Source organism: Arthrobacter sp. K41 (genome assembly GCF_059089645.1).
Window position 1 is genome coordinate 156654 of the sequence record NZ_JBNHEW010000002.1, and the last position, 16044, is coordinate 172697.

General features: G+C 65.6%; 14 protein-coding genes and 1 pseudogene. 7 read left to right on the forward strand and 8 right to left on the reverse strand.

Annotated features, from left to right (window positions below; translation table 11 throughout):
- Window positions 1-64: 64 nt before the first annotated feature.
- A complete protein-coding gene (locus AC5RTE_RS05030) occupies window positions 65-808 on the forward strand; it encodes a GAF and ANTAR domain-containing protein (protein ID WP_494040310.1) in 744 nt (247 codons plus the stop codon).
- A gap of 112 nt (window positions 809-920) precedes the next feature.
- Here AC5RTE_RS05030 and AC5RTE_RS05035 read toward each other — a convergent pair whose 3' ends face one another.
- Window positions 921-1286: a DUF7793 family protein gene (locus AC5RTE_RS05035; protein ID WP_494040311.1), complete on the reverse strand. Its 366-nt coding sequence runs from the start codon at window positions 1284-1286 to the stop codon at window positions 921-923.
- Between the two features lie 256 nt (window positions 1287-1542).
- Between AC5RTE_RS05035 and AC5RTE_RS05040 the strand changes: the two genes are divergently transcribed.
- Window positions 1543-2040: a MarR family winged helix-turn-helix transcriptional regulator gene (locus AC5RTE_RS05040; RefSeq protein WP_494040775.1), complete on the forward strand. Its 498-nt coding sequence runs from the start codon at window positions 1543-1545 to the stop codon at window positions 2038-2040.
- Between the two features lie 601 nt (window positions 2041-2641).
- Here the strand turns inward: AC5RTE_RS05040 and AC5RTE_RS05045 are convergent.
- Window positions 2642-3733: a hypothetical protein gene (locus AC5RTE_RS05045; RefSeq protein ID WP_494040312.1), complete on the reverse strand. Its 1092-nt coding sequence runs from the start codon at window positions 3731-3733 to the stop codon at window positions 2642-2644.
- Window positions 3734-3914: 181 nt separating this feature from the next.
- Complete coding sequence (locus tag AC5RTE_RS05050) at window positions 3915-5021, reverse strand: GTP pyrophosphokinase (protein ID WP_494040313.1); 1107 nt, start codon at window positions 5019-5021, stop codon at window positions 3915-3917.
- A 275-nt stretch (window positions 5022-5296) separates the two neighbouring features.
- Here AC5RTE_RS05050 and AC5RTE_RS05055 point away from each other — a divergent pair, with 275 nt between their 5' ends.
- Window positions 5297-6787, forward strand: coding sequence for a M1 family metallopeptidase (locus AC5RTE_RS05055; protein WP_494040314.1), 1491 nt, complete (start codon window positions 5297-5299; stop codon window positions 6785-6787).
- Window positions 6788-6820: 33 nt separating this feature from the next.
- Here the strand turns inward: AC5RTE_RS05055 and AC5RTE_RS05060 are convergent, their stop codons facing one another.
- From AC5RTE_RS05060 to AC5RTE_RS05075, 4 genes and pseudogenes are all read right to left on the reverse strand, one after another.
- Window positions 6821-7810: a LacI family DNA-binding transcriptional regulator gene (locus tag AC5RTE_RS05060; protein ID WP_494040776.1), complete on the reverse strand. Its 990-nt coding sequence runs from the start codon at window positions 7808-7810 to the stop codon at window positions 6821-6823.
- 106 nt (window positions 7811-7916) lie between these two features.
- Window positions 7917-8814 (reverse strand): annotated as a pseudogene (locus AC5RTE_RS05065) (dihydrodipicolinate synthase family protein).
- Window positions 8815-8817: 3 nt separating this feature from the next.
- Window positions 8818-9711, reverse strand: a complete 894-nt coding sequence (locus tag AC5RTE_RS05070) for an EamA family transporter (RefSeq protein ID WP_494040315.1) — start codon at window positions 9709-9711, stop codon at window positions 8818-8820.
- Window positions 9712-9713: 2 nt separating this feature from the next.
- Window positions 9714-10343 (reverse strand): helix-turn-helix domain-containing protein, encoded by a 630-nt coding sequence (locus tag AC5RTE_RS05075; protein ID WP_494040316.1) that lies wholly within the window; start codon window positions 10341-10343, stop codon window positions 9714-9716.
- Between the two features lie 110 nt (window positions 10344-10453).
- Here AC5RTE_RS05075 and AC5RTE_RS05080 point away from each other — a divergent pair, with 110 nt between their 5' ends.
- From AC5RTE_RS05080 to AC5RTE_RS05095, 4 genes are all read left to right on the forward strand, one after another.
- On the forward strand, window positions 10454-10669 hold the full coding sequence (locus AC5RTE_RS05080; protein ID WP_494040317.1) for a hypothetical protein: 216 nt from the start codon (window positions 10454-10456) through the stop codon (window positions 10667-10669).
- A 101-nt stretch (window positions 10670-10770) separates the two neighbouring features.
- A complete protein-coding gene (gene uriH, locus AC5RTE_RS05085) occupies window positions 10771-11883 on the forward strand; it encodes a uridine-preferring nucleoside hydrolase UriH (protein WP_494040318.1) in 1113 nt (370 codons plus the stop codon).
- Window positions 11884-13311, forward strand: a complete 1428-nt coding sequence (gene uriT, locus AC5RTE_RS05090; RefSeq protein ID WP_494040319.1) for a uridine transporter UriT — start codon at window positions 11884-11886, stop codon at window positions 13309-13311.
- On the forward strand, window positions 13308-14273 hold the full coding sequence (locus AC5RTE_RS05095) for a ribokinase (RefSeq protein ID WP_494040320.1): 966 nt from the start codon (window positions 13308-13310) through the stop codon (window positions 14271-14273). The genes uriT and AC5RTE_RS05095 overlap by 4 nt, the downstream gene beginning before the upstream one ends.
- A 92-nt stretch (window positions 14274-14365) precedes the next feature.
- Here the strand turns inward: AC5RTE_RS05095 and AC5RTE_RS05100 are convergent, their stop codons facing one another.
- Entirely contained in the window at window positions 14366-15931 is a 1566-nt protein-coding gene (locus tag AC5RTE_RS05100) for a succinic semialdehyde dehydrogenase (RefSeq protein WP_494040321.1), read from the reverse strand.
- Window positions 15932-16044 lie beyond the last annotated feature (113 nt).

Genomic DNA, 16044 nt, shown 5'->3' on the forward strand with positions numbered 1-16044 from the left:
AACGTCTGTTCGGAACCCGCATCAAAGGCTGCCGTACGGGCATTAGTAGGAATGAGGCCAAGTCATGGCCCAGGAACCACTTCACTTGCAGCCAGAGCTGCTCGTCGATCATTTGCAGGACCTCGTACTGAGGACCGAGGACGTCAAGGCAATGCTGGACGAACTGGCGAACTTCACTGCTCTAACACTTTCGGACCCTGCCGTTGCCTTCTGCAGCATCACCCTGCTGCGCCAAAAGAAGCCCGTGACGGTTGCCAGCAGCGAAGGGGCCGCACGCCGCCTCGATGAAATCCAATACCGCGCCGGCGATGGTCCATGCCTTACGGCCATACGCGAAGGGAGCGCGGTCCACGTGCCGGACGTCCGGACGGAACGCCGGTGGGGCGGCTATGCAGCAGCGGCGCTGGCGGAAAAGGTCAGGTCCAGCCTGTCGGTGCCGCTGGCCCTTGAGGGGGAAGCGGAAGCAGGCCTTAACATGTACTCCACCCGCTCCCACGGATTCAGCGGCGAGGACATCGACAACGTCCAGTCCTATGCCTACCATGCCTCCAAAGCCCTCCGGCTCGCGGTACGCATCACCCAGCTCGCTGAGGCCAAAAACAACCTTGCTACGGCAATGGAATCGCGCACTGTCATCGACCTTGCAGCCGGGGCAATCATGGCCCAAAACCGCTGCAGTCAGGACGCCGCCATGAAGATCCTGAAAATCGCTTCGAACAGCCGCAACACGAAGCTACGTGATGTCGCAGCGTCAGTGGTCGCCTCCCTGACCGCGGATCCAACAATCCGCACCCACTTCGACGCCTAGCTTTCCTGCACCCGGCAGCTGGCCAGCTGGCCTAAGCCTCCGGGTGGCCTTCAAAACCGCGCCACACCGCGCTTGGAAGCGGAATCTTCCGAGGATCCCGAGCGGAAGCAAATCAGACTGTGGTGCCTGTCAGTAGCCATGCCATGGCTTCTGTCCGGGACGTAAAAAAGCGCTTGGGGCGGGTCGGCGGGTTCAGGGCCAAAACAAAGTTAGCTATGACTTTATCTACTGGGGAAGCGCCCAGAAGCGCGACTTGTGAGGCCTGGCAGGTGCGGGCGAAGACAACTCGGGCTCCGCGGCTGACTTTAGAGATTGTCGCCATGTCCACCAGCAGGGGGCACTCAGTCTGTCCGCAAAGCTCATTGACCATATGCATGGCCGCCTCAGCATCACTTGACCGGATAGTGGTATTGCGGGCCCACTTCAGCTGAAGAACGCCGTGTTCATCCAAAAATAGCTCAGCTTTTCCTGGTTCCACGGACGCCATTATTTGTACCCCCAAGAGCTGATCTATTTCACCTAATGTAAACCGGCTTGGTGAAAAAGCTGGCGCTCGGCGACCTTCTCCTTCGCTAAGTCGTCGGGGTCTGTCGATTTCGGCCTCCTTCGCGGCTCCTGCAGGAGCGCTCGTGGAACTGGACGCTCAACCGTTAAGCGGATCATTCCGAATCGCGGTACGCTGGGTTGCTTGACAAGCATGTAAGTAGGCAACCTAGGAAGTGGACGTGGTTTCGATGTCTGTGACAGGAGGCCTTGATGCTCACCCCGTTGCCGGGCGGCAACAGATCCTGTTCACCGACCTGCTCAATGCCCTCAGTGAATACCGGGCGGCTGAAACCTCAATGCTGCGGCGAACCCGGCCCATCATGGACCGCGGAGCCACCGATTCCCTTGCCCTTCGCTACATAGAGGAAGCTTCTTCGGCCGGGGAAGGGCTCCGGCCCACGGAGCTCGCCGTACGTCTCGGGCTCAGCTCAGCCTCTGTCACTACCCTCGTTGACCGACTGGTCCGACGTGGAGTCGTAGCCAGAGAACCGCATCCAAGGGACCGGCGCGCTGTACTCCTCAAGTACACGGAACAGTTTGAATACGAGGACGCGCGCGCCCTGGAGGAAGCCCGACGGCCCCTTGCAGACGTCATCGGCTCCTTAGGCCCAGGCGAGCTCACCACCGTCATCGACTTTGTGAACCGGATGCGGGACGCCATGCATGAAGTAGCCAAGGCGGAATAAAGCACGGATAGCTGGACAATTTGCTCGACGTCCTAAATACTAGGCAAGCTAGTAAAACCCGAAAACGTCTGGGGATGAAAATGACCGCCGTAGCAGAGCACCTCAAGCACCGACGCGCAGGATTTCACGGAGCGCCGGCCGCCAAACTTCCGCCCACCAAACCTGCTCAGCCAGATGCACAAGGGGTAGCCGCGACGGGACCAGAACTGACTGCAGAGGCTTCAACCGACTCGTTGAGAGACGCAACCCTTGCGTCAGCACGGCTCGAACGCTTGCAGTGGGAGCTGGATTCAGCTGAGGAAGAGCTATGCGCCGCACTAAGAACAGCCACAAACGCCGGCATCACCCCCTCAGCGTTGGCAAGGGCTGCCGGAATCACCATCCCCGAGTTGGAGGATTACCTGCAGCGGCCATCGTGGGGAACAGAGGCATCGAAGGCGCCCTTTTCAATATTCGGCTTCTGAGCGGCCAACAGGCGGAAAACCTGCAATTAGTGGGGGCCCATAACGCCTTTGCGGGAAGGTGCCCGTTGCGCGAATGCTCCTGGCTGCCCCGGGGCGCGGCGAAGTATTGCGCCCGGGACTCCTGCGTTGGGGCAGTGTCAGGTGCTGGACCGCGTGTAGGCGGCGGCCCGAACCACGTCCTCGTCCGTTAGTCCCGCTCCCAGTGCTCCACCCACGGTGGCCAGGCTGGCGGTAAGCCAGCTGATCTTTGCATAGTCCAGCGCGTTTACCGGGCGTCCTGCGACACCTGCCAGGACCGTCCCGTCGACGAGCAGGAACGCCCCGAGCAGGGACAGGATAAACAGGGCCAGATAGAACACCAGGACGCCGATGACCACGGTTGCGGCGGTGGCCAAATTGAACAGGGTTACCTGCTCGCGCTGGGCACGCCGCCGCGGGCGTTCCCACAATCCGCCTCCCAGAATCAGGGCGGCACTCACCGCCGTGATCGCCATGACCGCCAACAACCCCAGGCGTGGGGGTCCGTAGGCCAGGGCCAGCAACCACAGGTCGGAGGCAACCAGTGTCAGCACCCCGGTGGCCGCTGCCACCACCAGTGCCCGTGACAACCGGACCACAAAGGCCCACGGCCGGTTGGCCCGGATCATGCCCAGCAGCAGCCGAACGTTGCCGCTGAGTACCCGAGCGGTGAACTGCACAACGTTGTCGTCCGCGCGCTCCTCCAGATCGGTGGACAGCTGGAAGGCCTTCCGGGTGAAATTCTGCTGAGCGTCAAGGTCCTCAGCGTCGTAGCCCAGCAACTGCCCGACCACCTGCACCGTCGTGTCCTGTGCTCTTTGCCGCACGTGTCTTGCCCCCAGGGCGGGGACGGCTACCAGTCCTACCGAATGCAGTGGGCTCAGCTGGGTGAGCACAGGGCGCCGGCCGTCCTTCAGCGGCAGGTCGGTAAGAACCACGGCGAGGTCCCAGCCTTCCTCCAGCACCCGGTCCCGGGCCGCCTCCAGCAGATCCAGCGTCTCGGTGGGTGGATCCACCAACCTGTCCTCAACCACCGTCAGCTCCCAGTGCACCCCCGGGTATTGCTGCATCAGATCATTGCGTGTTGCGGCGGCGGCGTCCGGGCCGAACGCCGCCGCCAAAGAGGGTGAGACCAACAGGCCGACGAGTAGCTCAGCATCCGGCCGCAACTCCGCGGGCTGAATGTCATTCAGGGAAGGCTCATTAGTCACCGATCCATCCTAAGTAGACACGGCAGGATCGCCACTAAGCATGGAGGAAGCTACGCCGGTTCCCCGCTGGTCCCGGCAAGTTCCTCCCGCCCGTGACCGTTCCTGGCTGGGTCGGTACTCGCGGCGGGCGGTGGCGGCCGAACTTTGACGCGCGAAGGAGTTCCGCCCGGGAACCCGCTTCCTACTTCTTCGTCAGCCGGTACCGCTCAATCTCTTTGAGCCGCCGCAGGAGGCTGTCGCGCCGCGGGTGCGGGACGGCGTCGGGCGCTTCGGCGGTGAGGTCGATGTGCTTGGTGCCGTACTGCCAGAGCAGCAGGTCATCGAGCAGCCGGTCCGGGCCGGGGGAGTAGCGGTGGTCCAGGGCTTTGCGGACTTCGGTGATGCGGTTGGCACTCAGCAGGCCGGCCAGCTGCATGGTCTGGTTGAGGCCGTGCGCGGCGAGGAGCTCGGCGGCCCAGCCCCAGTCGTCGTCCACCTTGCGGTCCACGTGCGGCAGCAGCGTGCGCCAGACGTCCCGGATCCGGTTGGGCGTGAGCGGCGCGGCCCCCTCGCCGTCCATGTCCCAGAAGCTGCGCACTTCCTCGTAGCGTTCGTGGAGGTCTGCGAACGCCATTTCCACCGTTTCCAGCATCGCCGCGGTGGCCGTGAACTGCCGGTCGAAGTGCGGTGACCAGGCGCGGGGATCCTCGGCCTTGAACCGGATGTCGTGCTCAATCTCGCTCCATGCGTGGGCAAAAATCGTGCGGATCTGGCATTCGAAGAAGTAGCTGCCGTTGGGCTGGGCGTCCGGATTAAAAACCTGCTGGTACTCCTTCACGGCCTCGTTCTGGATGGTCCGCAGGATCAGGTGCCGGCTGGAGTAACCGTAAGTGCCGGACTCGATGGAACCGATGTCCTTTTCCCGGTCACCGCGGCAGTCGAACAGCTGCCGCTGGCGTTTGATGATGTTGGCCACCGCGGCGTTCTCGGCCGGCAACTTGGTGATCACGCGGATGCCCACCATGTCGTTCAGGGTCCGGAACGGGTCCGGGAACTTCAGCACCGGCGGGCCGCCGGGCTCCAGCGGCTCCTCAATCCGGGAAATCTTCTCCTTGAACGATTCCACCGTTTTGGTGCGCCCGGTGACGAACAGCGGCGTAACTTCACTGTCCTTCAGCATGTCCCGCATCAGCAGCAGGACATCCCGGGTCACCAGTTTCAAGGCAGGCCGGACGCGCTCGTAAATCTCCACGTTGTGCTCCACGGACTCGCGGAGGCTCGCGTCCAGGCTGTCCCAGTTACTCGGCATGATTCCAGCTTACGGCCGGGGTGGGACAGAACGACGGCGGCGCGAGGCAGCCTCCCGGCGCCCGCCCCGGCCGGGCGGCGCGGGGAGTTTCCAGCTGAGCGTTGACAAGCCCGGCAGCGGGGCCTAAGTTCTTCCCAACTGTGGGGAGCGGCGTCAGGAGCCGCAGGTACCGGTCTCGTTGCCGCGAAGGCACTGACGTTACTTGCCGCACGGCAGATTCAAGCGGCCTGCGCCCGGCTTCTGCCCCTTTCAGGACCACCACAAGGACCATATTGATGAGAACATCAAGCACCATAGCGGCCGCCATGGTGCTGGTTACAGCCACTGCTGCCGGCCTTGGCGCTCCCGCGCAAGCGATGCCTCAAAATAATGCGCCGCAATACGCCGCCGGAGCACCCGGGAGCGGCGACCCCTACTTTCCCAACGCCGGTAACGGCGGGTACGACGTCCTCCATTACGACCTCGATCTCCGGTACACCCCGCCGTCAGACCCTGCCGTGCTCGCAGGTAACCTCACCGCGGAGGCCACCATCACCCTGCGTGCCACACAGGATCTGAACGCCCTCAACTTCGACCTGCGCGGCCTCTTGGTCAGCGCAGTAGAGGTGGACGGGAAGCACGCGAAGCAGGGGACCGCCGGGGACGGCGCTGTCCCTGCCGAATGGTCCCAGCTGCGGGACGACGCCAACCGCGTGTGGGAGCTGACCGTGAACCTTCGGCCGAAGCTGAAGGCCGGCCACAAGGCCACCATCACCATCGATTACGCCGGCGTTACCGGTCGGCCCGTCGACGCCACCGGGGCGCTGTACGGGTGGGTCACCACCGCCGACGGCGCCCTCGTAGCCAATGAACCCGAAGGAGCGTCCACGTGGTATCCCGTCAATGACGACCCGGAGGACAAGGCCACCTACACCTTCCGCATCACCGTCCCGGAAGGAAAGACCGCCGTGGCCAACGGCCTGCCCGCGGCTAAACCGCAAACCAGGGCGGGGTGGACGACGTGGACCTGGGAGGCATCCGATCCCATGGCCAGCTACCTGGCCACGGCAAGCGTGGGTGATTACGCCCTGTCCTATGACGAAGGACCCCGCGGGTTGCCGATCATCAACGCTGTCGACGCCGGCGTGACGAGCCAAGCGCTCACGGAGACCAACGCTTCACTCGCCCTGCAGCCCCGGATGATCTCCTTCCTGGAAAAACTGTTTGGACGGTACCCGTTCGAGGCGTTCGGCGCGATCGTTGATGACGATTCCGTTGGCTATGCCCTGGAAACCCAAACGCGGCCGGTCTACTCGCAGGCGGCGAGCGAGAATACGGTGGCCCACGAGTTGGGGCACCAATGGTTCGGGAACTCCGTCAGCCCGGCGGACTGGCAGGACATCTGGCTCAACGAGGGCTGGGCAACGTATATCGAGTGGTTGTGGGCCGAACACCAGGGAAAAGCCACAGTGGCAAAGCAATTCACCGACACTGTTGCCGAGCTTGATACGAAAAACCTCTGGGCGCTTAATATTACCGAACCGGGACGGGACAACCTCTTCGCGGAGCAGGTTTACCGCCGTGGCGGAGCAGCCCTTCACGCCTTGCGCGCGAAGGTGGGGGACACAGCGTTTTTTGCAGGTGCGAGGGAATGGCTGGCCAGGTATGACGATTCGTCAGCTACCGGCGAAGACTTCGAGGCAGTGATGGAGGAAGCCTCGGGCCAGCAGCTCGCCGCGTTCTTCAATGACTGGCTGCGGGAGAGCGACCGGCCTGCCATGCCTTGAAAATTACAGCAAGAACGACGGCGGGCCGAACCGTCAGGCCTTGGCCGCCACTGTGGAGCCGCGCACCACGAGCGAACTCTCCAGCGTGACCCCGGTCTGTTCCAGGGCCTTGCCCTCCATCAGGCGGCGCAGCTGCTCCCCGGCTTTCAACCCCAGGGAAGTGGCGGGCAGGTGCACGGTGGTAAGCCCGGGATTGCTCGTGGCGGAATAGGGCAGGTCATCGAAGCCGGCCACGGCCAGCTCTTCGGGGATGCGCACCCCGGCCACCCGCGCCTCCTGCAGCACGCCGTAGGCGTGGGTGTCAGTACCGCAGACGACGGCAGTTACCCCCTCGCGCTGCCACGTCGGCCAAGCGGAGGCGAAGGCGGCAGCCGCCGCGCCGACGTCGATGGTGGTGCCAATAATGCGTTCCTCGCCCACGGTGACACCGCGGCCGGACACCTCCTCCAGGAAGGCCTTCCGGCGGAGGGCAAACGTTTCGGTGCCCGTGACACTGTCCACGTATGCCACCTGCCGGTGGCCCGACTCGGCGAGATGTGCCGCCAGTTCCCGCGCCCCGCTGGCCACGTCCAGGTTCACCGACGGTGCGTACGCCTCCAGCCCGGGGGCATCGAGCAGGACCAGCGGCGAAGGTGACCCGAGGTCCTCCAGGAAGCCTGCGTTGGGTGCGTCCACCAGGAGCCCTGCCGGGCGGAGGGACATCAACCGCCGGACGTCGTCGGCCTGGGGAAACTCGCCCGCCTCGGTAACGGACAGCAGCAACTGGTACTGCGCGCCGAGGGATTCCCGCACTCCCGCGATCACCTTGGCGAAAAACGGGTTGGAGATGTCGGGCGCCACCAGGATGACGATCGAGCTGACGCCCTTGGCCAGCGAACTGCCGATCCCGTCCACCACGTAGCCCAGCTCGGCAATGGCCTCCCGGACCTTGGAAACGTTGTCCTCCGAGACCCGGCCCGCCGTCTTGCCGTTGGCCACCAGCGAGACGGTGGCCGTCGAGACGCCTGCCTTGGCTGCAACCATCGCGGCCGTGACCCGCCGCGAACGCGCGGGCTGCTGCGGCTGGTCGGCAAATTCCATACTTTGATCGTAGTAGCCGCCGGTGGCATGCTCTGCCCGGGAAGCAGCGCTAGTTGCTGGAAGCGAGTGCTCCCACGACCCCTGCCACTCGGTTGCGCTGTTCCTCTGTAAGCCCTTGGATGGGCAGCGGCAGGCAGGACCTGCTTACCAGCCCCAAGTTCTCCGCGATCGCGGCGACCACCCGAATGCTGCCGCCAAACTCGGCGTACAGCTCCCACAGCGGAGCCAGCCGTTCAGAGTCCGCAAAGGCGTCAGCGAACCGGCCTTCACGGGCAGCGCGCGTGATTCCCAGAGCGAGAGCGGGCAACGTGCCACCAATGACGGAGTACCAGGCATCGCACCCGGCAGCCAGGCCCGCAGCAGCCCGGGGATCACCGGATACCCCGATGGTCACGTGGGCCGGGACAACCCCGCGGATCTCCTGGACCCGTTCCCGCGCCTGCTCCTGGCCTGCCGGTACGCCGGGAATCTTGATGGAGGCGATGCGGGGAAGTTCGGCAATGCGCCCGTAAAGCTCGGTGGTGAACGTAAAGTGCGTGGTGGCCGGATTGTCATAGACGACGACGGGCAGCGACGACTGCGCCGTCACCGCCCGGAACAGCTCGAACACGTCGTCGTCCGTGAGGGGCTGATAGGTCATCGGCGCGAGCAGCAGACCCGAGACGCCAGCCCGCTGCGCGCTGTCCGCATTGGCAAGTACCTGCGACGTCCGGAGCGCTCCGATACCGATAATCACGGGGGTGGAGCCGGCATGCTCAACCGCCAGGCGGGCAACGCGGCTCCGCTCCTGGCCACCCAGGTATGCGTAGGACCCGGTGGACCCGAGGGCGGTGATGGAATCGACGCCCGCCCCGCTGAGGCGTTCCACCAAGCGGACGAAATGCAGTTTCGTCCACCGCGTCATTGGCCAGCGGGGTGAGGGGAAAAGCGCTCAGGCCGGTGAACATTTGCTAGCCCACGAAGTCGAGATCGGCGGGGCTGGCTGGCTGCTTTTTGCCTGGCCGGCGCCGGCCACCGCGCTGTGCTGCCGCTCCGGCCAGGACCACCAGCAGGATGCCGGCAAACTGGATTGCCGAGGGCTGCTGGTGCAGGATGAGCAGCCCAAGGACGATGCCGACCGCGGGCTCGAGGGCCATCAGTGTTCCGAACGCGGTGGGCGTCATCCTGCGCAGGGCAAGCATCTCCAGCGCGAACGGCAATACCGGCAGCAGGATGGCCAGCCCGGCGGCGGCCACCAGGATGTCGGTAGTGAGGTGGCCAGCGGCCTGCGGAATTCCGACGACGGCGGCCGCCACCGCGGCAACGGGCACCGTGAGCGTGAGCGCGCCGATGCCTGTGAACCGGTCGCCGATCCGTTGCGTGAGCAGGATATAGAAGCCCCACCCGAAGGCCGCCAGCGCGGCCCATGCCACCCCCGTCGGGTTGAAATCGCCCTGCCAGGGCTGGGTGAGCAGGACGACGCCGGCCAGTGCCAGGGCAGGCCAGGCAAGGGCTGTCCGGTTGTGGCTGCGGATGGCGGCCACCGTCAGCGGGCCGAGGAACTCAATGGCGACGGCGGTGCCGAGCGGTATGTGTTCGACTGCGGCGAGGAACCCAACCGTCATCACGCCCGTGGTGATCCCGAGTCCCAGCAGCGGCAGGACATCGGGACGGCGGATGGAACGCAGCGGCGGGCGGCCGATGGCCAGGAGGATGAGGGCGCCCATGCTGAGGCGCAGCCAGGCAGTTCCGGCCGGACCCACGGCTTCGATCATATTCACGGACAGGGCCGAGCCCAGCTGGACCGACAGGATGGCCGTGACGGCCAACCCCCATGGCGGGACCGGAACACTTCGCTGAGGCATCTTCAGTTTCCTTCGCCCGATAGTGCGGCTGCGGGGTTTTCCTCCTGGCGGTGTCCCGATCCGACGCCCGGTTCGAAGACTGCCAGCGAAAACCGTGCGGGTTTGCTGCCGGGGTTGGCGTAGGAATGGTCAACATCTCCCGGGAAGGAGACGGCGTCACCTGCCTGGAGGAGAAAATTTTCGTCGGCCACCACTACCGTGACGGACCCTTCGTGGACCTGGAGCAGCTCCTTGGTGCCTGCCGCGTGCGCCTCACTCCCATGCCGGTCCCCAGCCGCAAAGGTCCAGTCCCAGAGCTCCACGACGTCCGGTGATTCAGTCCCGGCCACCAGCACACCCCGGCCACCCGAGGCCGAACTCCACAGGGCCGCGCCGTCTCCACTCCGGGTGACCGTCACGGGCCTGGGACGCGGAGAATCCACCAAAGCGGGCAGGCCGATGCCCAGCGCATCACTGATGCGAAGCAGCGTTCCCACGCTCGGATTGGCGGCACCCTGCTCAACGTTGACCACCATGCGGCGGCTCACGCCCGCCGCCGCGGCGAGGTGGTCGAGGGTCAAGCCCCGTGACTGCCGTTCCTGCCGCACGCGGCCGCCGATAACCGCCGCAAGGGCAGATGTGCTTTTATCCATTAGTGCATCATAGTGCATTTTGTGTGCACTTCCTGTTTTACGAAATGGGCGCCGTGAAGGCGGACGGCGGCCCTCTTCCTGAAGCGCCGCCCGAGTGGGACGATGCAGGTATGAGCGATACAAGCGGAGGCGCTGCGCGCGACCTCGGCCCCCACCAGCATGCGCATGCGGCACCCAGTACGCAGCAGATGAGGACCATCGGACAGCGCCGGCGGGACGCGGAAGAGAAGCTGGAACACCACCTGCAGGAGGCGCGCCACAAGAGCGGGCATCACGGCCCGGCCGAAGAAGCGGACTCCGGGAGCGACGGCGCCGCGCAACGTTAAAGCTGGTTTCGTCGAAATCAAAGGAACCGTGAGGGCTCTTGGCATCAAGCGCTTGACCTGCAGCTACGTCAAGCGTTTGACGTGACGCTGCTTACGGTGCCATGATCTCTCCTGAACGCTTTCGCTCCCCGCCCTGCGCGGGCCCCAATGACGTGGAGATCATCGTGGAACCCACTGCCCAGTCCCTGAACCAGGAATCCCCGGGACGCAAGAAAATCATTCTCGACTGCGACCCCGGGCATGATGACGCCGTGGCGTTGCTGCTCGCTCACGGCAACCCTGACATCGACCTGCTGGCCGTTACCACTGTGGTGGGAAACCAGACGCTGGAGAAGGTCACCCGCAACGCGCTGGCCGTGGGCACCATCGCCGGAATCACCGGTGTTCCCTTTGCCGCCGGCTGCGGACGTCCCCTGGTCCGCAGCATCGAAACCGCCCCGGACATCCACGGGGACAGCGGCATGGACGGCCCGGAACTGCCGCCGTCGGCCATTGAGCTGGACCCGCGCCACGCGGTGGACCTCATCATCGACACCGTCATGGCCCACGAACCCGGCACCGTCACTTTGGTCCCTACTGCCGGCCTGACCAACATTGCCATGGCTGCCCGCAAGGAACCGCGCATCGTGGAACGCGTAAAGGAAGTGGTCCTCATGGGCGGCGGCTACCACGTGGGCAACTGGAGCGCCGTGGCCGAATTCAACATCATCATCGACCCCGAGGCCGCCCACATCGTGTTTAACGAGAAGTGGCCGGTGGTCATGGTGGGCCTGGACCTCACGCACCAGGCGCTCGCCACCCCGGATGTGGTGGAAAGGATCGCCGCCATCGGCACCAAGCCCGCCCGGTTTGTCACCGAACTGATGGACTTTTTTGCGCACACCTACAAGGACGCGCAGGGCTTCGACGCCCCGCCGGTGCACGATCCGTGCGCCGTTGCCTACGTCATCGATCCCACCATCGTCAGCACCCGCAAGGTGCCGGTAAACATCGAACTGCAAGGCACCCTGACCCTGGGCATGACGGTGGCCGACTTCCGCGCCCCCGCACCGGCGGACTGCAACACGAGCGTCGCGGTGGAGCTGGACCACGAGAGGTTCTGGAACCTCGTCACGGACGCACTGGTTAACATCGGTGAGCCGGCTGCCGGAGGCAGCACGGCAGGCGTCGAACACCAGGAACGTGCCCACGCCACAGTGGGAGGGATCAAGTAAATGACTGCCACCGTCTCCGAAACCAACACCAGCCGGGGCAACGTCACCGCCCTGATGACAGCCCTGCTGGCAGCCTGCGTGGCCTTCCAGCTCAATGCTTCGATGCTCAGCCCCGCCCTGGTGACCATGGGCGAGGAGCTCAACACGGACCAGGCTGTTATCGGCCTTTCCCAAACCTGGTTCTTCACCGCAGCCGCCCTGTTCTCCCTGTTCCTGCCCCGTCTGAGCGACATCGTGGGACGGAAGAAGGTGCTCGTGGGCATGATGCTGCTGATGGCCGCCGGCTCGGTCATCGCGGCCCTCGCCCCTGACGTCACCTGGCTCTTCGTGGGCCGCATCATCCAGGGCGTCAGCGGCCCCACCGTGCCGCTCTGTTTGATCATGCTGCGCTCCGCGGTCAGCAACCCGCGGAAGTACGGCATCCTGATGGGCCTCATCACGGCCGTCAACGGCGGCGTGGCGGGCGTCGACTCCTTTGTGGGCGGGTACTTCGCCGAGCACTACGGCTTCCGCAGCATCTTCTGGCTCATGGTGGTTCTGGCGCTGGTAGCCACCGCCCTGATCACCTTCCTGGCGGGCGAAAGCAAGCCGGCCGCAGGCACCCGGATGGACTGGCTTGGCGTGTTCTTCATTGTGGTGGCCGTCGGTGCTTTGCTCACCGCCCTCAACGAGGGAGCCAAGCTGGTGGGCGGGTTCTCATCGGGCACCCTGATGCTGAGCCTCTCGCTGGTACTGGTGTCCGCGGTCGCGTTCTACCTGTTCTGGCGGACGGAAAAACGGACCAGCCAGCCCATGGTGGAAACGGTGCACCTGCGCCAGCGCTCCACCTGGGCGCCCCTGCTGACCACCACGCTGACCATGACCGGTATCTTCGCCGTCATCAACGGCATCGTCCCCGCATACGTGCAGGCGGCCAGCCCGGGTTTCGGGATCGGACCCACGGAAATGTCGCTCATTATCCTCACGCCATATGCCCTGCTGGGCTGGGTGGTGGGGCCGCTTAGCGGCAAACTCGCCCCCGTGCTGGGTTACACCAGGGTGCTCCGCATCGGCCTCCTGGGCAGCATCGCCGCGCTTGCCGTCATCGCGTTCCTCGGCCTGAACAGCCTGCCGCTGATGATTGCCGGCACCGTCTTGCTGGGCATCATGTACGCCGGTACGGTCAACATCATGCTCAACGGACTCGGCGTTGTCCTCTCGCCCGCGGGCAACCCCGGCTTCCTGCCCGGCATGAACGCCGGCGCCTTCAACCTCGGCGCGGGCCTCAGCTTCCTCATCCTGCCCGCCGTGCTCGTGGCCACCGCTTCGCTCGGGGATGCCAAGGCGTCCTACCTGACCGTTGTGGTGGTCGGCCTCGCCCTTACCGTGGCCGCGTTCGCCGCCTCGCTGCTGATCCCCAAGCCGGTTGAGGCTGAGGTGGCCGAGTGAACGCCGCAGCTGGGCGCGCGGGCCGAATCGCCGTCGTCGGCTCCCTGAACGCGGACTTGACCATCTACTGCGAACGCCTCCCGCTTCCCGGCGAGACCGTGCACGGCAACGGGTTCGCCGTGAACCCAGGCGGCAAGAGCGCCAACCAGGCCGTCGCAGCAAGCCGCCTGGGCGGGAAAGTGAGCCTCGTCGGAGCCGTGGGGGAGGATGCGAACGGCAACATGCTGCTGTCCTCCGCCGCGGGCGCGGGGGTCGACGTCGGCCATGTGCGGACTTCCCCGGAACCTACCGGTGTTGCTGTTATCGCCGTGGACGCCAGTGGCGAGAACAACATCATCATCTCGGCCGGTGCCAACGGCACATTGTCGCCGGCGGACGTGGCGGAGGCCTCTGATGCCATGGCGGAGGCAGCCGTGGTGTGCCTGTGCCTTGAAGTCAGCATGGACACTGTGCTGGCCGCCGCCCGGGCAGGGCACGACGCCGGCGCCACAGTTCTGCTTAACCTCTCGCCGTACGGCGGGGTGCCGGAGGAACTGACGGCACTCACCGATGTCCTGCTGGTCAACGCCCACGAAGCCGCGCTGTTCCTGGGCGACGGTGCCGCTGCGCCGGGCCCTGACGCGGCGGATGCCGACTGGGACACGGTGCGGCTGCGGTTTGCCGAACACGGCATCCAGCAGGTCCTGGTTACGCTCGGTGCGCAGGGGTCGGTGGTGCTGGATTCGCTGGCGCCGGAGGACCGCAGGGTGGCCAGGATTGCTCCCACCACGGTCCGTGCTGTTGACACTACCGGCGCCGGCGACGCCTTCACCGGTGCCGTTGCAGTGCGGCTTGCCGCCGGCGATGGGCTTGCCGAGGCTGCTGCTTTCGCGTCGGTGGCTGCCGCCCTGGCCACCACCCGCAAGGGGACGCAGGCCGCGTATCCGGAGGCCGCTGACGTGGAGCGGCTGCTGCGGGCCTGAAAACCCCCCCCAGGCCCCGCCGTCGTGCTCTCCAGCCGGGCGCCCCGCAACTCCGGCCGGGCGCCCGGCGGCCGGTGTCTTCCAGGCGCGGGCTACCGGCCCATCAACCTGAGCGCACCCTTCACCAGCCGCGTGTACCGCTCGTTGGACACCCCTGGAGGAGCGCCAACCGGGAACAGCCGCTGCACGGCCACTGTTTGGGCCTCGGTGTACTTCAGGATGCCTTCCCTGCCGTGCCGGCGCCCGGCGCCGGAGTCCTTCATCCCGCCCATCGCCGCATCGTGCGAGGCCCACGCAGCGGAGTAGCCGTCGTTCACGTTCACCGTCCCGGCCATCACCCGGCGCGCCACTGATTCACCGTGCCGGGCGGACCAGACGCTGGCGTTGAGTCCGTAGCGGGAGTCATTGGCAAGGGCGACCGCTTCGTCGTCGTGCTCTACCTGGTAGATGCTGACCACGGGCCCGAACGTTTCCTCCCGGGCCGCCAGCATGCCCTCCGTGACGTCCGTGAGGATGGTGGGTTCGTGGAAGAAGGGGCCCAGATCCGGCCGGGCGCGGCCGCCGGTCACGATCCTGGCTCCCTTGGCGAGCGCGTCCTGGACGTGGGCGGTCACCCTTTCCAGCTGCTTTTGACCCGTGAGCGAGCCCATGTCGATGTCCCAGCCGGTGCCCGCGCCCAGGCGGATCCCTTCCACCTGCCGGGTGAGGACAGCCAGGAATTCCTCGAAAACGGCACGGTGCACGTAGATCCGCTCCATGCTGATGCACAGCTGGCCGGAATTGGAGAAGCAGCCCTGCGCCGCACCCCGGGCTGCCTTCTTCAGGTCCGCGTCGGCGAGGACCAGCATGGCATTCTTACCGCCCAGTTCAGCGGAAAAACCGATGAGCCGCTCGGCGCACTGCCTGGCCACAGTCTTCCCGGTTTCAAAGGAACCAGTGAACATGAGGAAATCGACGGAGCCAATCATCGCGGACCCCAGAACCGGTCCCGGCCCGGTGACAACCCGGAAGAGATCCTGCGGAAGCCCGGCCTCCTGCAGCAGTTCCAGGGCAAGCAGCGCCGTAAACGGGGTCTGCGAATCGGGTTTGAGCACAACCCCGTTGCCGGCCAGCAGGGCGGGAACCGCGTCCGAAATGGCGAGGGTGAGGGGATAATTCCACGGGCTGATAACGCCCACCACGCCCTTGGGGATCCGGTACTCCATTGTCCGTGTCAGGCCCGGAGCGGCCCCGGTGCGGCGGGCGGGGCGCAGGTACCGTTCGGCGTTGCGCTCGTAATAGGCCGCGGTGAGGGCGGCATCAGCCAGTTCCTCGAACGCGTTGAGCCGCGACTTGCCGCTCTCCTGCTGCACGAGGTCGAGGATGTCCGCTTCGCGCTCGAGGAGCAGCCTGCGGAAGCGCCCGACGACGGCGCGGCGCTCCCTGAGGGGAACGGCGGCCCACTTGCGCTGGGCTGCCCGGGCGCCGGCAACGGCGGCCTCGACGTCGCCGGGAGTGCAGACGGGCACTTCGCCGATGGCCCCGCCGTCGAACGGAGAAAAGGACGCCTGGGTTGGCCGCCCCGGTGCGCTGGCCACAAGCTGCGAAAGATGCGGCGGTGCCAAGGGAGATCCAGGCTTTGTGGCTGGTACCGGTCCGGGCTGGGTGGTGCTTGTCATCGTGATCCCCTTTGGCCTCCGTTAGCTCCCGAGCCTACAGCGGGTGTCACCTTGGGTTCACAGTTCAAGCCGCCACGCCGAATTAAGATAGCCTTACCTTGCCAAATTCAGCT

Excerpts from the sequence above, each read along its gene's own strand:
- AC5RTE_RS05055 (WP_494040314.1), top strand. The coding sequence starts at position 5,297 with ATGAGAACATCAAGCACCATAGCGGCCGCCATGGTGCTGGTTACAGCC.
- AC5RTE_RS05050 (WP_494040313.1), bottom strand. The coding sequence starts at position 5,021 with ATGCCGAGTAACTGGGACAGCCTGGACGCGAGCCTCCGCGAGTCCGTG.
- uriH (WP_494040318.1), top strand. The coding sequence starts at position 10,771 with ATGATCTCTCCTGAACGCTTTCGCTCCCCGCCCTGCGCGGGCCCCAAT.
- AC5RTE_RS05100 (WP_494040321.1), bottom strand. The coding sequence starts at position 15,931 with ATGACAAGCACCACCCAGCCCGGACCGGTACCAGCCACAAAGCCTGGA.
- AC5RTE_RS05070 (WP_494040315.1), bottom strand. The coding sequence starts at position 9,711 with ATGCCTCAGCGAAGTGTTCCGGTCCCGCCATGGGGGTTGGCCGTCACG.
- uriT (WP_494040319.1), top strand. The coding sequence starts at position 11,884 with ATGACTGCCACCGTCTCCGAAACCAACACCAGCCGGGGCAACGTCACC.
- AC5RTE_RS05060 (WP_494040776.1), bottom strand. The coding sequence starts at position 7,810 with ATGGTTGCAGCCAAGGCAGGCGTCTCGACGGCCACCGTCTCGCTGGTG.
- AC5RTE_RS05030 (WP_494040310.1), top strand. The coding sequence starts at position 65 with ATGGCCCAGGAACCACTTCACTTGCAGCCAGAGCTGCTCGTCGATCAT.
- AC5RTE_RS05075 (WP_494040316.1), bottom strand. The coding sequence starts at position 10,343 with ATGGATAAAAGCACATCTGCCCTTGCGGCGGTTATCGGCGGCCGCGTG.
- AC5RTE_RS05080 (WP_494040317.1), top strand. The coding sequence starts at position 10,454 with ATGAGCGATACAAGCGGAGGCGCTGCGCGCGACCTCGGCCCCCACCAG.
- AC5RTE_RS05040 (WP_494040775.1), top strand. The coding sequence starts at position 1,543 with ATGTCTGTGACAGGAGGCCTTGATGCTCACCCCGTTGCCGGGCGGCAA.